Here is a 17,011-nt window from a genome sequence, read left to right on the forward strand (position 1 = left end):
TGCCTATTGGTTCCGGTGTTGAAAATTGGATAGCCAATAGGCAAACGATGGCATTAAAACGGTGTATTACGTCATTGTATGTTCACAAAACTGACTCATCACGCTTGACGAACACACAAGGCACCGTTATAACGCCGCAACTTTCGAGATTCATTATTACTGAAGAATAGGCGCCTATCGATGGCTAATCATCTTTCTGCGAAAACCCGGATCCGTCGTAACGAACGTCGTTACGAACTGAACGCATCACGTCTCGGCCGCATTCGCACTTTTGTTAAGAGTGTTGAAGCTGCGATTGGCGAAGGCGACAAAACTGCTGCTCAGGAAGCTTTCAAAGCTGCTCAACCTGAAATGCATCGCGGCGTTCGTGCCGGGATTCTACGCAAAAACACAGTTGCTCGTAAGCTGTCCCGTTTGAACGGACGCATTAAAGCTCTGGGTTAAGTTATCCTACCCATTTATAGGATGGGGCGGTTAAAAAGTCGTGCTCTTTTGAGTGCGACTTTTTTTATGTGGAGTCGCTTGGATTCTCCGTAATTATTGGAAATTTGAGTTGTAATTTTATTGCTGGAAATATTGAGGCTACTAGATTTAGTAGGTCGTCTTTTTGGCAATACCCAAGGACTGAGTTTTTGTAGAAAAAATGTCATGTTCTTGATCTGATCGTGTTGCATGAAATGCTATTGCCGAGTACATTACATCCTCTCGGGAAGGGAAATTCATAATTAAAATATGATTTGCTCTGCATAATATTTCTGCGAGTTAAGGTTATTCCGTCCTTGATATTTAAGAGTGTAAGTAAAGCCTAAAATTTTACTGATTTTGGGGTCGGTTTTATTTGTGTTTACACGAGGTTTATTGGGTTCGTTTTTAATAGACATAATTTTGAACTTGATAGTGACGGTTAATGCGTAATTTTTATTTGTTTGTAGGTACGGGCGGGGAGGCATATGGCTCAGAGTGAGGTGATTTTATCTTTTCAGCAACAATGGGATCGTGTGCTCGGAAGGCTGCGTACCGAAGTTGGCGAAGCTGCTTATCGTAGCTGGTTGAAGCCGCTGTCATTATTGTCTGGGGATGAATCCTTTGTTCGTATGGCTGTACCGACACGTTTCATGCGTGATTGGGTTGCCAGTAACTATCAGGATCGGATTCAAGCGCTTTGGCTTGAAGAAATCGGTACTTCTGCTGATGTAGAGATTGTTGTTCTGTCTCCGTCTCGCCCGGTGCCAAAACCTGCTTTGGTTGATGTTAAGGATGAACCCGAGGTCGTCCGCGCTCAGGAAAAAGAAACATCTGTTCCTAATGAAAAACCTGCTTTGCCTGTTGAGGCAGTGCAAGTACAGGATGTACAGCAGATAACGGGATCACTGGATCCGCGATTTACCTTTGAAAATTTTGTCGTCGGTAAGCCAAACGAGCTTGCCTATGCTGCGGCTCAGCGTGTTGCTGATGCGGAAGCTGTGCCCTTTAATCCTCTTTTTCTCTACGGTGGTGTGGGGCTTGGTAAAACGCACTTGATGCATGCTATTGCGCACCAAATTCGTAAAGCGCACCCTGAGAAGAAAGTCATTTATCTCTCTGCTGAAAAGTTCATGTATCAGTTTGTCCGTGCTTTGCGGACAAAAGACACCATGTCTTTCAAGGAGCAATTTCGGTCTGTTGATGTGTTGATGATCGATGATGTTCAGTTTATCGGTGGGCGGGAAGCCACGCAGGAAGAGTTTTTCCATACCTTCAACGCGTTGGTTGATCAAAACCGTCAGGTTATTATTTCTGCGGATAAAAGCCCTTCTGATCTCGAGGGTGTTGAGGAGCGAATGAAGTCGCGCCTTGGGTGGGGGTTGGTTGCGGATATTCATCCAACAACGTACGAACTTAGATTGGGTATCCTAGAGTCAAAAGCTGAGCAGCTGGATGTTGAAATTCCGCAAAAGGTGATTGAATTTCTCGCCCATAAAATTACATCTAACATCCGTGAGCTAGAAGGCGCGTTGAACCGTATCGTTGCCCACGCAACACTCGTTGGACGTTCGGTTACGTTGGAAACCACACAGGAAGTGTTGCACGATCTTCTCAGGGCAAATGATCGTCGTGTGACGATTGAAGAAATTCAAAAGAAAGTCGCTGAACATTTTAATGTGCGCGTGTCTGATATGCATTCTGCCCGCCGCGCCAGAGCGGTTGCCCGACCACGTCAAATTGCAATGTATCTTTCAAAGCAGCTGACATCGCGGTCATTGCCTGAAATCGGGCGCAAATTTGGTGGACGTGACCATACAACTGTCATGCATGCTGTGAAGAAGGTCGAAGAACTAAAGTCTACCGATCTTGAATTTGCAGAGGATATTGAGCTTCTCAGCCGGATGTTGGAAAACTAAGTTGGCCTTGGGGCATTTTGCGTGTCTAAATGCATTAACCAGCGAGGGGCATTCATCCTCATTTTCCTGATATCTCTTTGATGTGATTCCTTGATATGATTCCGGGATTTTGAAAATTCGCATCATAAGTAGATAAGATGTTATAATTGTTTTCCTTCTGTGAACTAACCCGCTATACTTTCCGCCCGAGTCCCACCTAGTAAGTCCTAGTACTATCAATTGTGAGACACGGGGTAATCGCGACCTTGTTCTGTGGCCTTGCACAGGGGGAGGTTTTAAATGGTACTGATGAAAGATACGGACTGAGTCATAGCATCATGAAGTTGACAATCGAACGCTCTGCATTGTTGAAATCCCTGGCACATGTTCAAAGTGTCGTCGAACGCAGGAATACTATTCCAATCCTTTCCAATGTTTTGATGGAAGCGAAAGACGGAAAGCTATCCTTGACGGCAACCGACATGGATCTGACTATTGTTGATCAGGTTGAAGCTACAATTGTTGATGCGGGTGTGACGACAGCTCCTGCACATACATTCTATGACATCGTCAGAAAGCTTCCTGACGGTTCCGAAGTTGAACTGACTGCCAATGCGGAAACGGCTCAGATGACCCTAAAGGCTGGTCGTTCTACCTTTACGCTTCAGACATTGCCGCGCGAAGATTTTCCCGCTGCTGGCGTTGCTGATCTGCCGCAGGTTTTTGGTATTCAGGCTGGTGAGCTTAAGAACCTGATTGATAGAACCCGCTTTGCGATCTCAACCGAAGAAACCAGATATTATCTGAACGGTATATACGTTCATGCGACTGAAGCCGAGGGTATTCCTGTTTTACGTGCGGTTGCTACAGATGGTCACCGTCTTGCACGGTTTGAAATGCCATTGCCGCAGGGTGCGGAAAACCTTCCCGGTGTGATTGTGCCGCGTAAAACGGTCAATGAGCTTCGCAAGCTGATTGATGAAACAAATGATCCGATTGAAGTTTCACTGTCTGAAACAAAAATCATGTTCCGTTTTGATTCAACAGTTCTGAGTTCCAAGTTGATCGATGGTACATTCCCTGATTATCAGCGTGTTATCCCAAGTGGTAACGACAAGAGCTTGGTTCTGGACTGCAAGACGTTCTCCTCCGCGGTTGATCGTGTTTCTACGATCTCCACTGAAAAGAGTCGCGCGGTTAAAATTACGTTAGACGGATCTTCTCTGACACTTTCTGCCACATCTGCAGAAAATGGCAGTGCGGTTGAAGTTCTGGAAGTAAACTATGAAGGTACGTCCCTCGATATTGGTTTTAATTCCAGATACCTTCTGGACATTGCCCAGCAAATCGAAGGTGATTCTGCCGAGTTCTTAATGGCTGATGCTGCTTCCCCGACGATTGTTCGGGATTCTGCTGATACATCTGCGCTTTATGTGCTGATGCCTATGCGTGTTTAGTCGGATCTGGATAAAACAGTCGTATGCAGGCTGCTGCCCAGAATGGAACATCATTTGTGACTGACGAAACCTTGTCAGAGAACCTTTGGCTGCGCCGGGTTGTTCTGACCCAATTCCGTAGTTACGAGCGTGCGGAAGTCACGGTTGATGCGCGCCCTGTGATCTTGACTGGGGCAAACGGGGTTGGCAAAACCAACTTGCTAGAGGCTATTTCACTTATGACCCCTGGTCGGGGGTTGAGGAGTGCATCTTTGCCGGAGATAGCAAGACGTTCGGCGCCGGAAACGCCAGAGGCTTGGGCTGTTGCAGCAGAAGTAATGACCGAAGATGGACCACGGGATATCGGAACAGGGCGTGATCCTTTAAATATGAACGGATCTTCACGAGAACGCCGGATCGTCCGTGTGGACGGAGAAAATTGCAAAAGCCAGCAAGCCTTGGCTGAAGTTTTTTCGACAATCTGGCTGACGCCACAAATGGATGGCTTGCTTCGCGATGGTGCGGCAGGTCGCCGAAAGTTTCTGGATCGCTTGGTCCTTGGGTTTGATCCTGCTCATGCAGGTAATACAAGTGCCTATGACCATGCTTTGAGAGAGCGATCTCGTTTGCTCAAAGCCGGTAATTCCGATGATGCCTGGTTGTCCACGTTAGAAGATCGGATGGCAAGACATGGTGTTGCCATTGCCGTTGCGCGGCGTGAAATGACGGAAAAGCTGATAGATGCCTGCGCCCAAACTGTTGGCGACTTTCCTATTGCTGGTTTGGCGCTGGAAGGAACAGTAGAAGGCTGGCTGGACGAGAAACCCGCCCTATTGGTTGAGGAAGATTTGAGGGCCTGTCTGGCGGATAGTCGATCAAAAGACGCCGTTACTGGCGGCGCATCGTGGGGACCGCACCGCAGTGATCTGATGGTGCATAATCAGGAAAAAGATATGCCGGCTTCCCTGTGTTCAACAGGTGAGCAGAAGGCACTTTTATTATCTATTGTTCTGGCTCATGCCCGGTTGGTGATGTTGGAACGCGGGGCTGCGCCCTTGATGCTATTGGATGAAGTTGTTGCGCACCTTGATGAGAAGCGGCGCAAGAGCCTCTTTGACGAAATACTACACTTGCGTTGTCAGGCCTGGATGACAGGAACTGATGCCAATGTCTTCACGGACATGGGTGAAAAAGCGCAATATTTAACGATTAAAGACGGGGCCGTACTATTGGCCCACACGGGGGAATAATCTCGTGAACGTCAAACTTGGAAGAAAGTGGTAAAAATGACCGAAAACGGCGATATGCTAGACCAAGAAAACGGCGGCCAGAACGGCGAATACGGCGCTGACTCTATTAAGGTGCTGCGTGGCCTCGAAGCTGTTCGGAAACGTCCCGGTATGTATATCGGTGATACCGACGATGGTTCCGGTCTGCACCACATGGTTTATGAGGTTGTCGATAACGCGATTGACGAAGCTCTTGCTGGGCATTGTGATACGGTTGGCGTAATTCTAAACGGTGATGGATCCGTGACCGTTCATGATAATGGTCGTGGTATTCCGGTTGATATTCACACTGAAGAGGGAATTTCTGCCGCGGAAGTTATTATGACACAGCTTCATGCCGGTGGTAAGTTTGACCAAAATTCCTATAAGGTTTCCGGTGGTTTGCACGGTGTTGGTGTTTCCGTTGTGAACGCTTTATCTGTGAAGCTGGAGCTTCATATCTATCGGAACGACATCGAACACTATATCTCCTTTACCCACGGTGAAGCCGATGGCCGCTTGATTGAAAAAGGCCCTGCGAATGGTAAAAAGGGGTCACATGTAACCTTCTTGCCGTCCCAAGAAACTTTCACCATGGTTGAATTTGATTTCAACACGTTAGAGCACCGTCTACGTGAGCTGGCCTTCCTGAATTCAGGTGTGCGTATCACTCTTCGTGATGATCGCCATGCAGAACCAAAAGAAACTGTGTTCATGTATGAAGGTGGTTTGAAAGCTTACGTACAGTATCTTGATCGGACGAAAACATCGCTTTTCGAAGACGTTGTTCACATGGAATCTGAAAAGGATGGGATCACCGTCGAAGTTGCGATGCAGTGGACGGACAGTTATCACGAAAACACACTGTGTTTTACCAATAACATCCCTCAACGTGATGGCGGAACCCATATGGCGGGTTTCAGAGCAGCCCTAACGCGTCAGATTAATTCCTATGCAACATCGTCTGGCCTGATGAAGAAAGAAAAAGTCAGCCTGACAGGGGATGATTCGCGTGAAGGTTTGACCTGTGTGCTTTCTGTTAAAGTACCTGATCCCAAATTCTCCAGCCAAACAAAAGACAAACTGGTTTCATCAGAGGTTCGTCCTGTTGTTGAGAACATTGTTAATGATCGTCTTGGTCAGTTCTTTGAAGAACATCCCAACGAAGCGAAGCGGATTGTCGGTAAGGTCGTTGAAGCTGCTGCTGCACGTGAAGCTGCGCGTAAGGCTCGTGAACTGACCCGCCGTAAAGGCGCTTTGGATATTTCTTCGCTGCCAGGAAAACTGGCTGATTGTCAGGAGCGAGATCCAGCCCTTTCAGAAATCTTCATAGTGGAGGGTGATTCTGCGGGGGGATCAGCTAAACAGGGACGTGATCGTGCAACTCAGGCAATTTTGCCGCTGCGTGGTAAAATTCTGAACGTTGAGCGTGCCCGTTTTGATAAAATGCTCTCTTCTACAGAAATTGGAACCCTTATTACAGCGTTGGGAACGGGTATTGGACGTGATGAGTTCAATATCGAGAAGCTTCGGTATCATAAAATTATCATCATGACTGATGCGGATGTCGACGGTAGCCATATCCGGACATTGCTGTTGACCTTCTTTTATCGCCAGATGCCAGAGATTATTGAGCGAGGATATCTCTATATTGCGCAACCACCGCTCTATCGCGCAAAAAGAGGTGATTCTATCCGCTATCTCAAAGATGATCGCATGATGGAATCTTACCTGATCAGTAATGGCGTAAAGGATGCTCTTCTTGAAACTAAAGAAGGTGTTCAGGTTGCTGGCGAAGACTTGATCGAGGTCGTTTCCAATGCGGTCACTGCCCGTAATCTGATGGTCCCTCTTATACGGAAGGTAGGGTCCGTTGAACTGGTTGAACAGGCAACAATTTTGGGTGCATTAAGCGAACCATTGTTGCTGGATGAAAATCGTGCACCTGTTGTCGCAGAAAAAATTGTTAAGCGGATGAATGAGAATCTGCCTGAATTGCAACGGGGATGGTCGGCTGAAACGAATACGGTGGATGGTGAAATCACACTGACCCGTACCCTGCGCGGTTTGACAGAACGTCGTGTGATTGATTTGACACTCGTCAGAACAGGTGAAGCGCGCCGTCTAAACAGCCTTGCTGATGAAATGCAGGAATTCTATGCAGCCAGCTCTACTTATCGCGTGAAAGATAAAGAAACGGTTATTACAGGGCCTAATGCTTTGGCAAACCTTGTCTTTGATCTGGGCCGCAAGGGCATTAACGTGTCCCGCTATAAAGGTCTGGGAGAAATGAACCCGGATCAGCTTTGGGAAACCACGCTGGATGCAAATGCACGAACCCTTCTACAAGTAAAAGTTGGCCATAGTGACGAAGCATCTGATATTTTCTCTACCCTTATGGGGGATGTGGTTGAACCGCGGCGGGACTTTATTCAGAGCAATGCGCTGGAAGTTGCTAACCTCGACGTTTAAAGCTCATTGTTTGTAACAATAAAAGGCCGGTGCTTGCATAGTCCCGGCCTTTTATTTTAAGAGGTCATCTTCTTGACACTGAGCTGCCACTAGCCTGCCAAATACGAATAGTTTATCAGTGAAATTATGGCGACGACAAAAAAGACACAAAAAAAAGCATCTAGTGCAAAAGGCGCAGGTCGAGGATCGAAGGCTCTGAAAGCTGATTCGCGTAAAAGAGTTACAAGCGCGAGCAAAAGATCGACAAAAACGCGCAAAACTGCGCCGGGAAAGAGAAAACCCAAAGCGACGAGCCGGAAAAGAACGGCTAAGCGCGGACTGTTTAAAACAATGGTTTTGTGGTGCTCTGTTCTGGCAATATGGGGAACCATACTTCTAGGTGGTCTTGTCGCATATTATGCTTGGGATTTGCCGGATGTTGGTGGCCTGGAACAGGTTTCACGCCGCCCATCTGTCACCCTGATGTCAGATGATGGTATTCGCCTGGCAAGCTATGGTGATGTCTATGGGGACGTGCTTGACGTTGATGAGATGTCCCCCTATTTGCCTCAGGCTATTATCGCGATTGAAGACCGTCGTTTTTATGACCATTTTGGCATCGATATTCTAGGTATTGCCCGGGCGATGCTGGTAAATATTCGCGCTGGTCGCATGGCACATGGCGGCTCAACTATTACACAACAATTGGCAAAGAACCTCTTTTTAAGTTCCGAGCGAAGCTTGAAGAGAAAAGTACAGGAAGCTTTGCTTGCCATTTGGTTGGAACAAAAATTTACAAAAAAACAAATTCTTACCCTTTATATGAACAGGGTTTATTTTGGTGCTGGAACCTATGGTGTCGATGCGGCCTCTCGTATTTACTTTGGCCTGTCGGCACGGAAAGTAGGTTTGTATGAATCGGCGCTTATTGCCGGTCTTTTAAAAGCGCCTTCACGCTATAATCCCACGAGTAGTGCTGCCAAAGCCGAAACCAGAACGAACCTTGTTCTCCAAGCCATGGTTGACGCCAGATTTATCACAAGTGAGGAAGCTGCGAAGGCCAAGAAAAACCGCCCGTCCTTAAAGCGGGATACAAACGGTCAGGGTAAGTTTTTTACGGACTGGGTTCTGCGTCAGGTTGATGAATATATTGGTGGCTATCGTGGGGATATTGTTGTCCACACTACACTGAATACCCGACATCAACGTTTGGCGGAAAAAAACCTTCTCAAGGCCCTGAAAGATAGTCGTAAAAAGCATCATGTTGAACAAGCAGCTGTTGTCGTAATGTCTAACTACGGGGCTGTAACGGCAATGGTTGGCGGGCGTGATTATCGAACCAGTCAATTCAACCGTGTGACGCAGGCTTTACGCCAGCCGGGATCAGCTTTTAAGCCATTTGTTTTCCTCGCGGGTATCGAAAGTGGGTTACGCCCAGATAGTCGGTTTGTTGATAAACCTATCAAGGTAGGCAAGTGGAAACCTGGAAATTATAAAGGCAAGTATTATGGCGACGTAACTTTGCGGGATGCCTTTGCCAGATCGATGAATTCTGTTGCTGTACAGGTCTCGGAAAAAGTAGGACGCAAGCAAGTGGCAGAAGTGGCGCATCGACTTGGTATTGAAACTGATCTGGATACGTCCCCTTCAATAGCCTTGGGTGCATCCGAGGTTACGTTATTAGAGCTTACGGCGGCCTACTCTGTTTTTTCTAATGGGGGGAATGCGGTTTCTGCTTACGGCATTAAAGAAATCCAAGACCGTAATGGTAACAAGCTCTATCAGCGCACAGGAAGCGGTCTTGGCCGTGTTGTAAAAACACGTAATGTGGCCATGATAAATGATATGATGAGTGCGACGGTTGCCTGGGGAACCGGGAAAGCTGCGCAAACAGGCCGTGCCGCTGCCGGGAAGACGGGGACAACGCAGGATTCAAGAGATGCTCTTTTTGTTGGCTATACACCCTATACTGTCGCAGGTGTGTGGTTTGGAAACGATAATGGTAGTCCGATGAAATCTGTTACAGGCGGGACACTTCCGGCCAAGGTATGGGGAAGTCTTGTTCGTGAAATTGAACAAAACAAGCCTGTTGCTGAATTACCAAAAGAATCACCAACGTTACTGGAAGATACTGTTGAGGAAGCATCTGGATTTCTGGAAAGCCTTTTTGGTCGATTGAAGTCCGATAATAAATCTACTGATGAAGAGAGTAATAATAAGCGTGATAAGAATGATTTAGATTACCTCCCATCCAATAGAGGAACTGGTAAATTTAAATGACTTTCAAATAATCTTTATTCTGAAATGATTCGTTTCCTTCGATTCATAAATTGCTGCATATTTTCGTCAAATTCCGGTGTTTTACTCAAAAAGGGGGTAAACAGCAGTTAGATAATAAATAACTGTATAGTCGGGAAAGAATGAATGAAAAAACTTCAGCGGTTGGTTTTTGCTGGAATAGTTGGTACGGGCCTAAGTTTAAATTTTGTCGCCTTGTCTGCGTCTTTTGATGATGCGATGGCAGCCTTTGATCGCAGAGACTATGCTGTTGCTTTTCGTGACTTTTCCGAAGTTGCAATGACAGGTAACCGTGATGCCCAGTTTATGTTGGGATATGTTTATTCCAAAGGTTATGGAACGACACAGGATTATGTTCAGGCGCACAAATGGTTTAATATTGCGGCATCCCAGGGCGATAGAGAAGCCCGTAGAGCAAGAGATAAATTGACACCCTTTATGTCAGCGCAACAAATCTCTTTGGCTCAAGAGGAGGCTGCCAATTGGCAGCCTGTGTCCGATAAGCAGACGACTGCGGGAGCAGATATAACATCTGGAAAACTTGAAACAGTTGAGAAAAAAGATGCCCCACTTATTACGTGGTCTAATCCAAGTCCACCCGAGGCAACCTCTCAAATAGATCTAACACGCGATGAAAAGCGAGAGCTTCAAAGAAGATTACGGGATGCCGGATATGATCCCGGACCAATTGATGGTCTTCCGGGAGAGCGCACTTTGAGAGCGATCAGATCGTATCAATCTGATTTTGGACTAGCTGAAGATGGTTTGGTCAGCCGTGAAATTCTGGAAGATTTGAGAAACCGCAACTTTGCTGATTCAGAACTTGAAACAGTCTTGGATTCACGTTCAGAGGTGCTTGTTAAACAGTTGAGAGAACTGGATAACGATGGGCAAAAATCCCCGTTAACCGGAACGCAATACAAGCAACGAATATCGGCGTTATTGGCTGATTATGATCGCCCTTGGTCAACCCGTGTCTTGTATGATTCATTTCGTGATGGCGACTTTGCCCTGAATCCGCGTTGGTTTGTTGAATCTGGTGATTTTGATGTTGTGAATAGGGAATATCTTTATAGCTCCGTCCCTGTTGCTGAAATAAAATCTACAGAAAAAGATAAAAATGGTGCCGAAGAAATCGTTGGTATTTTTTCTAATATTTTTCTGAAAGACAGCGGCAATTCTCAGCGTGAAAAGCAATACAAAGGCTATGCAGAACTTTATAGTGCTGCAGATATAACAAACAGTTTTTCTGCCAGAATGAACCTAAATGGTCTTCTTGATAATGGACGTCTGAACTTTGGCGTGTATCAAGGAACGTCGCGCATCAATGGCTATTCTCTTTCCTACATTACAGGTAAGAACAGCGTGATTACACTAACCCGAACATCATCAGATGGAAAAGCTGTACTGGGGACAGTTAATCTGGAGCAATCATTGAGCGCAGAAATACACAATGTTGGACTGCGTCGTGATAATCAGGGTAAAATGGAGGTTATTCTCGACGATAAGCTTCTTTTTGAGGCCAAAGATATTTCTCTGAAAGGTGATTTTGACGGCTTTGTTATCGGAAATCAGGGCGGTAATTTCCGTCTCTACGAAGTTGAAGTTTATTCTGAACAATAGAGAATATGGTGTTTTCGTTTATCCATAGGACATAAGTTGATTGCCGTTGAGCTTTAGCCATTTTTGAGATGTTTTTCTGGCATCTGTTAATTGATCGACAAGTGCCCAGAATGCTGGGCTATGGTTCATATGTTCTAAATGAGCAACTTCATGGGCGACCACATAATCAAGGACTTCTTCGGGTGAAAAGATAAGACGCCAGGAAAAGTTCAGGTTGCTTTTTGTTGAGCAGCTCCCCCACCGGCTTGTGGTATCTTTGATGCGGATAGCAGCGATTTTTTTATCAATCTTTGCTGCTTTTTCCTGTGCACGCAGATCAATTTCATAGCGAACTTGTCTTTTCAGGAAATCCCGAACTCTTCGCGGTAAATGTTCTGTGTGAGATTTAATATAAAGTTGATTAGCTTCCAGCCAGGCAGCTCCTTTTTGAGAATGCGTTTTGGTGCCTGGCTCTATTCTGACAATTTTATGGTGACGTCCGAGAATGGGAATATTTGCGCCATCTTCATAGGAAACAGGAGCTGTTTGCTTATCAAGACGATCCGCAATCCAGTTTTTTTGTCTTTCAACAAAGTCCAATATATCTGCGAAGGGATAGTTGGGCGGGCAAACAACTTTAACGGCTGCTTTTCCCGCAACTAATCTCAGAGAAAGCTTTTTTGAGGTCGGGTGGGGTTGAACAATAACCTCAAGCTTTTGCCCCTGAATATCTAGATATGTGCTTTTCTGGGTCATTGGGGCAGATTATCTGCCCGCCAGAAAGCCTGCAAGCCAGAAAAAATCTTAGAGAAAACGTAAACTAAATGGTTTTAAAATTGATAGCATTTTCAGGGGGATCAATGTTCTTAGTGTTAAATTTATCCCGTTGATCTTCGGTGCTCTGCTTTTGTCTCGGACTTCTAATTACGGAATAGGAAATTTCCATAATTAGAAGCCAAAAATGATCGAGCAGATTTATTTGGACAAGATTTCAATCAGGGAAGCGGCCATTTTATCTGATTCAGTTCCGTGACCATAGTGTTTGGCATAAAGGCCATCAGGGCCAATCAGATAGGTAATGGACGAATGGTCCATTAGATATTCATTGGATTCTTCGCTTTCGGTTTTTTGATAAAACACGCGATAAGCTTTTGCCGCTGCTGAAATTTGTTCTGTTGTTCCGGTCAAGCCAACCATTGTGGGGTAAAAGTTTTCCACATAATCGTTCATGGCAGAAACCGTATCGCGTTCCGGATCAACGGTAATAAAAACAGGTGTTATTTTCTTGGCAAGTTCCGGATCTTTTTCTTCAACAATATCCATTGCCCCTGATAGCAAAGTCAGGGATGTCGGACAGACGTCAGGACAATAGGTATACCCAAAGTAAATAAGCATGTACTTACCGAGGAAGTCCTTTTCTGTAACGGCTTTGCCAGTATGGTCGACCATGTTGAAAGGTCCGCCGATGAGAGCCCCGGATTGGTTAGAGGCGGGTTTTTGGTCGAAAACCTTCATTCCGATAAAGGCTGCAGCAGCAACAATTAAAGCAATGCAGAGGACAAAAATTGAACGTGCAATAAAACTTTTGGGCATAAGGTTTGGCTCGCGAGAAAAAGATTAATAATCACCTCTATGTTTAATGTGAATAGTGGGGGATGACAATAACCCCACCCGATCACAATTAAGAGAAAGGTTGCGGCATAATCGCCCACTTGGAGTATCATTCATAAAGACAAAGTGGCCATTTTCAACGGACTAAATTCTTTCTCGCCTTGAAAAAGGCACGTTTCCCCCTTAAAGAATTAGATCTATTTCAAGAAGTGAGGCTCTGTCTGATTATGACAGGGCTTTGCTTATGATTTTCTTCCATTGGGTTAAGCGACGGAATTTAAACTTATGTTCAGCGATCTTTCAAAAGCATTTGGTCAAACAGGCGACCCGGCTTTCAGAAAAGTGTTTTTTATCTCTACCGCTATCTCGCTGGTAATCTTTGCACTTCTGTGGGGCTTAGCAGGATATGGCGTCAGCTTTTTGGACGGATTGATTGCGAGTTGGGCTGAATCTGACGGATGGTTTACTGATACACTTGTAACTGTAGCTGAGGCCGTTTCTTGGCTTGGTGTTGCAGCTCTAAGTTTAATACTCTTTCCGTCAGTTATGTTGATTATTCTTCCCTTTTTTCTAGAGGACATTGCAAAGGCTGTTGAGGCAAAATTCTATCCGGAGCTTGGGGAAGGTCGTCAACCTCCAATCGGAGAGACGATTCTGGGGTCCATATCCTTCGTTGGCGTAACTATCCTTGTGAATATTATCGCTTTGCCTCTTTATATCCTTTTTCTGTTTATCCCTCCTTTGAACTTTGTCCTTTTCTACTTGATCAACGGATATCTACTTGGTCGCGAATATTTTGAGATGGTTGCTCAGCGTAGAATGGTTCTGAAGGATGCTAAAGTAATGCGGAAGGCGAATTCAGGAAAAGTACTGATGTCTGGTTTCTTCCTCGCATTCTTGCTGACAGTGCCAATTCTGAATATTGCGATGCCAATCTGGGCGACGGCTTTTATGCTTCATCGTTTTGAACGAATTCGCAGAGCTGTTGCGTAGTTAGAAACGAATGCCTAATTGCAAAAAAATTCTGACTCTCATTATCTTAGCTATAGCACTAAGTGCTTGTGGGAATGCCACTAAGCGGAAAGTGGTGATTGTTGGTTCGGAGTCACAGGTTTCCCAAAAGGCTGGGAATACTGAAAAGAACACTGAGGAATCAAAGGTAGAGACCGAGGCAGGCGATGATGAGGCGCAGCCTGAAGAACTGGCGGCATTGACCTATGATGCTGCACCTTTAGAGCGTGATGTGAACGATGATCCCAAGCAGCTTTTGGGAATTGATACTGAAGCACTGACAGGATTACTGGGGACCCCGTCGCTTATCAGAAAAGAAAGCCCTGCGGAGATCTGGCAATATAATGCGAAGAACTGTGTTTTGGATCTCGTTCTTTATGATGCGGTGACATCTTATGTTGAGGCGCGGGATGATCAGGTTAGGCCAATGGATAACCGTACATGCCTGCGTCGGCTACTTTTGTCGAAACAGCCGTAAACTGTAGTCATTTCTTTGGTCGCATATTCTTGTCAGACATTTTGATGGGATATTTCTGGCAAAACCATTAAGCTCTATAATTATGGCTTGGTTTTATCCGGGATGAAGTTCCATGTTGAGTTTGGAAGGTTCAGTTCCTCGTACTGAAAATCTTCTTTTTAATGCTGTGTTACGCCCTAACAGAAGCCTGAGTAAAAAGGGCTTTAAGATTTTAATGGGCTTTATCCTTTGTATTATCTTTATAAGCAGTCTTGGTTTCTTGTTGGCTGGCGCATGGCCAGTTCTGGGTTTTCTGGGACTTGATGTAGCTCTTGTCTATTTTGCCTTTCGTTTCAGTTACCGATCTGGTGGACAATATGAATTGGTCCAAATAACTGCGGATGAGATGCTTGTGACAACGGTTAATCCCTGGGGACAGAAAAGATCTTTTTCTTTTCAACCCTACTGGTTAAAGGTGTCTTTGGAAGAACAAGACGAGGAAAATTCCCTGATTGTTAGCTCACACGGTCGCTCGGTTTCTCTTGGTCGTTTTTTAGCGCCTGTCGAGCGAAAGGAACTTGCAGATAAACTTGTTTCCGTGCTCAATCGTATCAAACAAAATCAATTATAACGCGCCAAGAGGAATTATTTGTGCCGGGTGTCTATGGTTCCGCAGAGCCACTGTTTCTTTTACTCTTTGCTTTGGGCATTGAGGCTTTATACGGGGGCGTGCTTTTCCTTGAAAAGTGGTCGCCCAAACCGCGTCGTTTGTTGGCGGGAATAATTGTACGGTTTGATCGACTTCTAAACGAGTCTTCATCTTCGCCTGTCATAACTGCAGTTACAGGTGGACTGAGTTGCATCTTGTTGATCACTTTGGCCGTTATCGCAGGTTTTGGCATTTCCTTGATCAGCTTAAATGCTCCATTTCTCTGGTTGATTGAGGTTTTTGTAATTGCTTTTTGCCTGGATTACAGAAACCAGCAGGTTCGCATGCGAAAGGTGCGTAAGGCCCTGGCATTAAAAAGTTATATTACTGTGCGGGGTGAGCTCTATCCGTTGGTTTCATCTCTGTTCCGCCCCAGAGATCTTGAAAAATTATCCGAAAGTCAGTTGGCGGCAGCTTGTGTCGGGGGAATGGCGCGTGGTTTTGTCGAAGGCTTTATTACGCCAGCTTTTTGGTATGCCTTACTTGGGCTTCCCGGGCTTTTGGCTCAACAGGCGGTTTTCCAAGGTGCGCAGTTTTATAAACAACGATATTTACAGGCACCTCAGGAAAAACATTTCAGTCAGATGTATTTTATACTCGAGCGAATTTTTGTTGTTGTTCCGGATGCGTTGGCAGCACTGATGTTTATTTTCTCTACACTCTTCATTCCGAAAACATCCTTCTCGCAAGCATTTTTAAGGTGCTGGAGAGGCAAGCATATGGCTGATGCTGCGCTTGGTGGTGCTTTGCAACTGGACTTGTCTCGCCCGAGTGAGACCAACTGGCGACAGGAACTGGAGCGGGGCAACATGATTGTGTTGATTGCGGGGATTATGGCTATTGGGCTTATCGCAAGCGCTATTCTGGCTCGTTTTGCTTTTTAAATAAAGAAACCTGCCCAGATTATTTATCCAGGCAGGCTTCTATCGTGATGTGTCTTTCGCGGAGATGTTAACTTTTGAAACTAGCCTCGAAAATTACGGGGGACGTTACTGAGGACGTTATTGGGGAAGAGCTGCCCGTAGTTTATCAGAATGCGGATTTGAAAAAGCACGTTCGATGGTAATTTTTCGAGGCGTTGCACCTGCGCCATAATAGCTGCTGTTATAACTTTCCCGGGTGAAAAGTTTTGCACCTTCAAAAGCACCCCCGCCAAAAAGACCAACAGAGCTGGAGAAGGCATACACATCAACATCAAGGTTCGCTGTTGTTGACGCTTCAACACCTGCACCAAAGGGGCCAACCGCGAGTGAAAGATCACCGCCAAATTTGATTTCGCTATCCAGTATGGCATCAACAGCGCCCTGGTTCATAAGTGTAAAGACGACTTCCGAAACTTCACCACCGATTTGCAAACCAATACTTCCTGCCGCCAGTGTATAGAAGGTTGGATTGCTCCATGTACCATGGGTACCTCTGACAAGAAGGACGCCTGATCCTCCTTCACCACCGATGATAAAGCCGCCTTTGACCAGTTGCGGGATGATGATGATCCCTTTGGATTGTTTTGCGAATTCCTGCAATTTGGAATAGTCAGGGTTACTGAGCATTTTTTCCAGCGTGTAGCGGGATTCTGCGACAAGCTCTTCTGCGTCGCTTGCGGCCTGTACTTGATAAGAAAAAGATACTGCAAAAAGGGTGGTTAGAAACATCAATTTGGATGAAATGGCAGAAGTGAAAGCCTGTCTGAGGCTTTTGATCATGTCGTTCTCCTCGCTCGAAAGCGGTTGTTAGGGGCGGATATGGTTAATTCTGCAAAGCAGTATCGCAGGAAAATACCGGAAAAGGCAGAGACAATTTGTGTCAAT

The 17,011-nt window shown here is 45.6% G+C and carries 14 protein-coding genes; 11 read left to right on the forward strand and 3 right to left on the reverse strand.

Going from position 1 to position 17,011, the window contains the following annotated elements; all coding sequences use genetic code 11:
- The first annotated feature begins 180 nt into the window (after nucleotides 1-180).
- The 7 genes from rpsT to BKB51_RS14235 all read left to right on the forward strand — a co-directional run bounded on the left by rpsT (nucleotide 181) and on the right by BKB51_RS14235 (nucleotide 11,436).
- Complete coding sequence (gene rpsT / locus BKB51_RS14200; protein ID WP_085901751.1) at nucleotides 181-444, forward strand: 30S ribosomal protein S20; 264 nt, start codon at nucleotides 181-183, stop codon at nucleotides 442-444.
- A gap of 506 nt (nucleotides 445-950) precedes the next feature.
- Nucleotides 951-2,381: a chromosomal replication initiator protein DnaA gene (gene dnaA / locus BKB51_RS14210; protein ID WP_085901753.1), complete on the forward strand. Its 1,431-nt coding sequence runs from the start codon at nucleotides 951-953 to the stop codon at nucleotides 2,379-2,381.
- A 317-nt stretch (nucleotides 2,382-2,698) separates the two neighbouring features.
- Entirely contained in the window at nucleotides 2,699-3,817 is a 1,119-nt protein-coding gene (gene dnaN / locus BKB51_RS14215) for a DNA polymerase III subunit beta (protein WP_085901839.1), read from the forward strand.
- Between the two features lie 56 nt (nucleotides 3,818-3,873).
- Nucleotides 3,874-5,046, forward strand: a complete 1,173-nt coding sequence (gene recF / locus BKB51_RS14220; protein ID WP_338066212.1) for a DNA replication/repair protein RecF — start codon at nucleotides 3,874-3,876, stop codon at nucleotides 5,044-5,046.
- Nucleotides 5,047-5,082: 36 nt separating this feature from the next.
- Nucleotides 5,083-7,536: a DNA topoisomerase (ATP-hydrolyzing) subunit B gene (gyrB, locus tag BKB51_RS14225; RefSeq protein WP_198946747.1), complete on the forward strand. Its 2,454-nt coding sequence runs from the start codon at nucleotides 5,083-5,085 to the stop codon at nucleotides 7,534-7,536.
- A gap of 126 nt (nucleotides 7,537-7,662) precedes the next feature.
- Nucleotides 7,663-9,795 (forward strand): transglycosylase domain-containing protein, encoded by a 2,133-nt coding sequence (locus BKB51_RS14230; protein ID WP_085901755.1) that lies wholly within the window; start codon nucleotides 7,663-7,665, stop codon nucleotides 9,793-9,795.
- Nucleotides 9,796-9,939: 144 nt separating this feature from the next.
- Nucleotides 9,940-11,436 carry a peptidoglycan-binding domain-containing protein gene (locus tag BKB51_RS14235; RefSeq protein ID WP_085901756.1) on the forward strand — a complete coding sequence of 499 codons (1,497 nt, stop codon included), beginning with the start codon at nucleotides 9,940-9,942 and terminating at the stop codon, nucleotides 11,434-11,436.
- An 18-nt stretch (nucleotides 11,437-11,454) separates the two neighbouring features.
- On the opposite strand, the gene BKB51_RS14240 is transcribed toward BKB51_RS14235, so the two are convergent.
- Both BKB51_RS14240 and BKB51_RS14245 read right to left on the reverse strand, forming a co-directional pair.
- On the reverse strand, nucleotides 11,455-12,171 hold the full coding sequence (locus BKB51_RS14240; RefSeq protein ID WP_085901757.1) for a M48 family metallopeptidase: 717 nt from the start codon (nucleotides 12,169-12,171) through the stop codon (nucleotides 11,455-11,457).
- 219 nt (nucleotides 12,172-12,390) lie between these two features.
- A complete protein-coding gene (locus BKB51_RS14245; protein ID WP_085901758.1) occupies nucleotides 12,391-13,008 on the reverse strand; it encodes an SCO family protein in 618 nt (205 codons plus the stop codon).
- A gap of 303 nt (nucleotides 13,009-13,311) precedes the next feature.
- Here BKB51_RS14245 and BKB51_RS14250 point away from each other — a divergent pair, with 303 nt between their 5' ends.
- The 4 genes from BKB51_RS14250 to BKB51_RS14265 all read left to right on the forward strand — a co-directional run bounded on the left by BKB51_RS14250 (nucleotide 13,312) and on the right by BKB51_RS14265 (nucleotide 16,087).
- Nucleotides 13,312-14,019 carry an EI24 domain-containing protein gene (locus BKB51_RS14250; protein WP_085901759.1) on the forward strand — a complete coding sequence of 236 codons (708 nt, stop codon included), beginning with the start codon at nucleotides 13,312-13,314 and terminating at the stop codon, nucleotides 14,017-14,019.
- Between the two features lie 94 nt (nucleotides 14,020-14,113).
- Nucleotides 14,114-14,515, forward strand: coding sequence for a hypothetical protein (locus BKB51_RS14255; protein WP_125911847.1), 402 nt, complete (start codon nucleotides 14,114-14,116; stop codon nucleotides 14,513-14,515).
- Between the two features lie 112 nt (nucleotides 14,516-14,627).
- Entirely contained in the window at nucleotides 14,628-15,125 is a 498-nt protein-coding gene (locus tag BKB51_RS14260) for a DUF2244 domain-containing protein (RefSeq protein ID WP_085901761.1), read from the forward strand.
- 20 nt (nucleotides 15,126-15,145) lie between these two features.
- Nucleotides 15,146-16,087, forward strand: coding sequence for a cobalamin biosynthesis protein (locus BKB51_RS14265; RefSeq protein WP_158090239.1), 942 nt, complete (start codon nucleotides 15,146-15,148; stop codon nucleotides 16,085-16,087).
- Between the two features lie 117 nt (nucleotides 16,088-16,204).
- On the opposite strand, the gene BKB51_RS14270 is transcribed toward BKB51_RS14265, so the two are convergent.
- Nucleotides 16,205-16,906: a lipid-binding SYLF domain-containing protein gene (locus tag BKB51_RS14270; RefSeq protein ID WP_085901763.1), complete on the reverse strand. Its 702-nt coding sequence runs from the start codon at nucleotides 16,904-16,906 to the stop codon at nucleotides 16,205-16,207.
- Nucleotides 16,907-17,011: the final 105 nt, after the last annotated feature.

Origin of the sequence: Kiloniella majae (assembly GCF_002118315.1) — a bacterium.
GTDB classification, from domain to species: domain Bacteria; phylum Pseudomonadota; class Alphaproteobacteria; order Kiloniellales; family Kiloniellaceae; genus Kiloniella; species Kiloniella majae.

What these genes read in the sequence shown, in the direction of transcription:
- gyrB (WP_198946747.1), top strand. Translation starts at nt 5,083, where the DNA reads ATGACCGAAAACGGCGATATGCTAGACCAAGAAAACGGCGGCCAGAAC.
- rpsT (WP_085901751.1), top strand. Translation starts at nt 181, where the DNA reads ATGGCTAATCATCTTTCTGCGAAAACCCGGATCCGTCGTAACGAACGT.
- dnaA (WP_085901753.1), top strand. Translation starts at nt 951, where the DNA reads ATGGCTCAGAGTGAGGTGATTTTATCTTTTCAGCAACAATGGGATCGT.
- BKB51_RS14270 (WP_085901763.1), bottom strand. Translation starts at nt 16,906, where the DNA reads ATGATCAAAAGCCTCAGACAGGCTTTCACTTCTGCCATTTCATCCAAA.
- BKB51_RS14260 (WP_085901761.1), top strand. Translation starts at nt 14,628, where the DNA reads ATGTTGAGTTTGGAAGGTTCAGTTCCTCGTACTGAAAATCTTCTTTTT.
- BKB51_RS14250 (WP_085901759.1), top strand. Translation starts at nt 13,312, where the DNA reads ATGTTCAGCGATCTTTCAAAAGCATTTGGTCAAACAGGCGACCCGGCT.
- dnaN (WP_085901839.1), top strand. Translation starts at nt 2,699, where the DNA reads ATGAAGTTGACAATCGAACGCTCTGCATTGTTGAAATCCCTGGCACAT.
- BKB51_RS14230 (WP_085901755.1), top strand. Translation starts at nt 7,663, where the DNA reads ATGGCGACGACAAAAAAGACACAAAAAAAAGCATCTAGTGCAAAAGGC.
- BKB51_RS14235 (WP_085901756.1), top strand. Translation starts at nt 9,940, where the DNA reads ATGAAAAAACTTCAGCGGTTGGTTTTTGCTGGAATAGTTGGTACGGGC.
- BKB51_RS14245 (WP_085901758.1), bottom strand. Translation starts at nt 13,008, where the DNA reads ATGCCCAAAAGTTTTATTGCACGTTCAATTTTTGTCCTCTGCATTGCT.
- BKB51_RS14240 (WP_085901757.1), bottom strand. Translation starts at nt 12,171, where the DNA reads ATGACCCAGAAAAGCACATATCTAGATATTCAGGGGCAAAAGCTTGAG.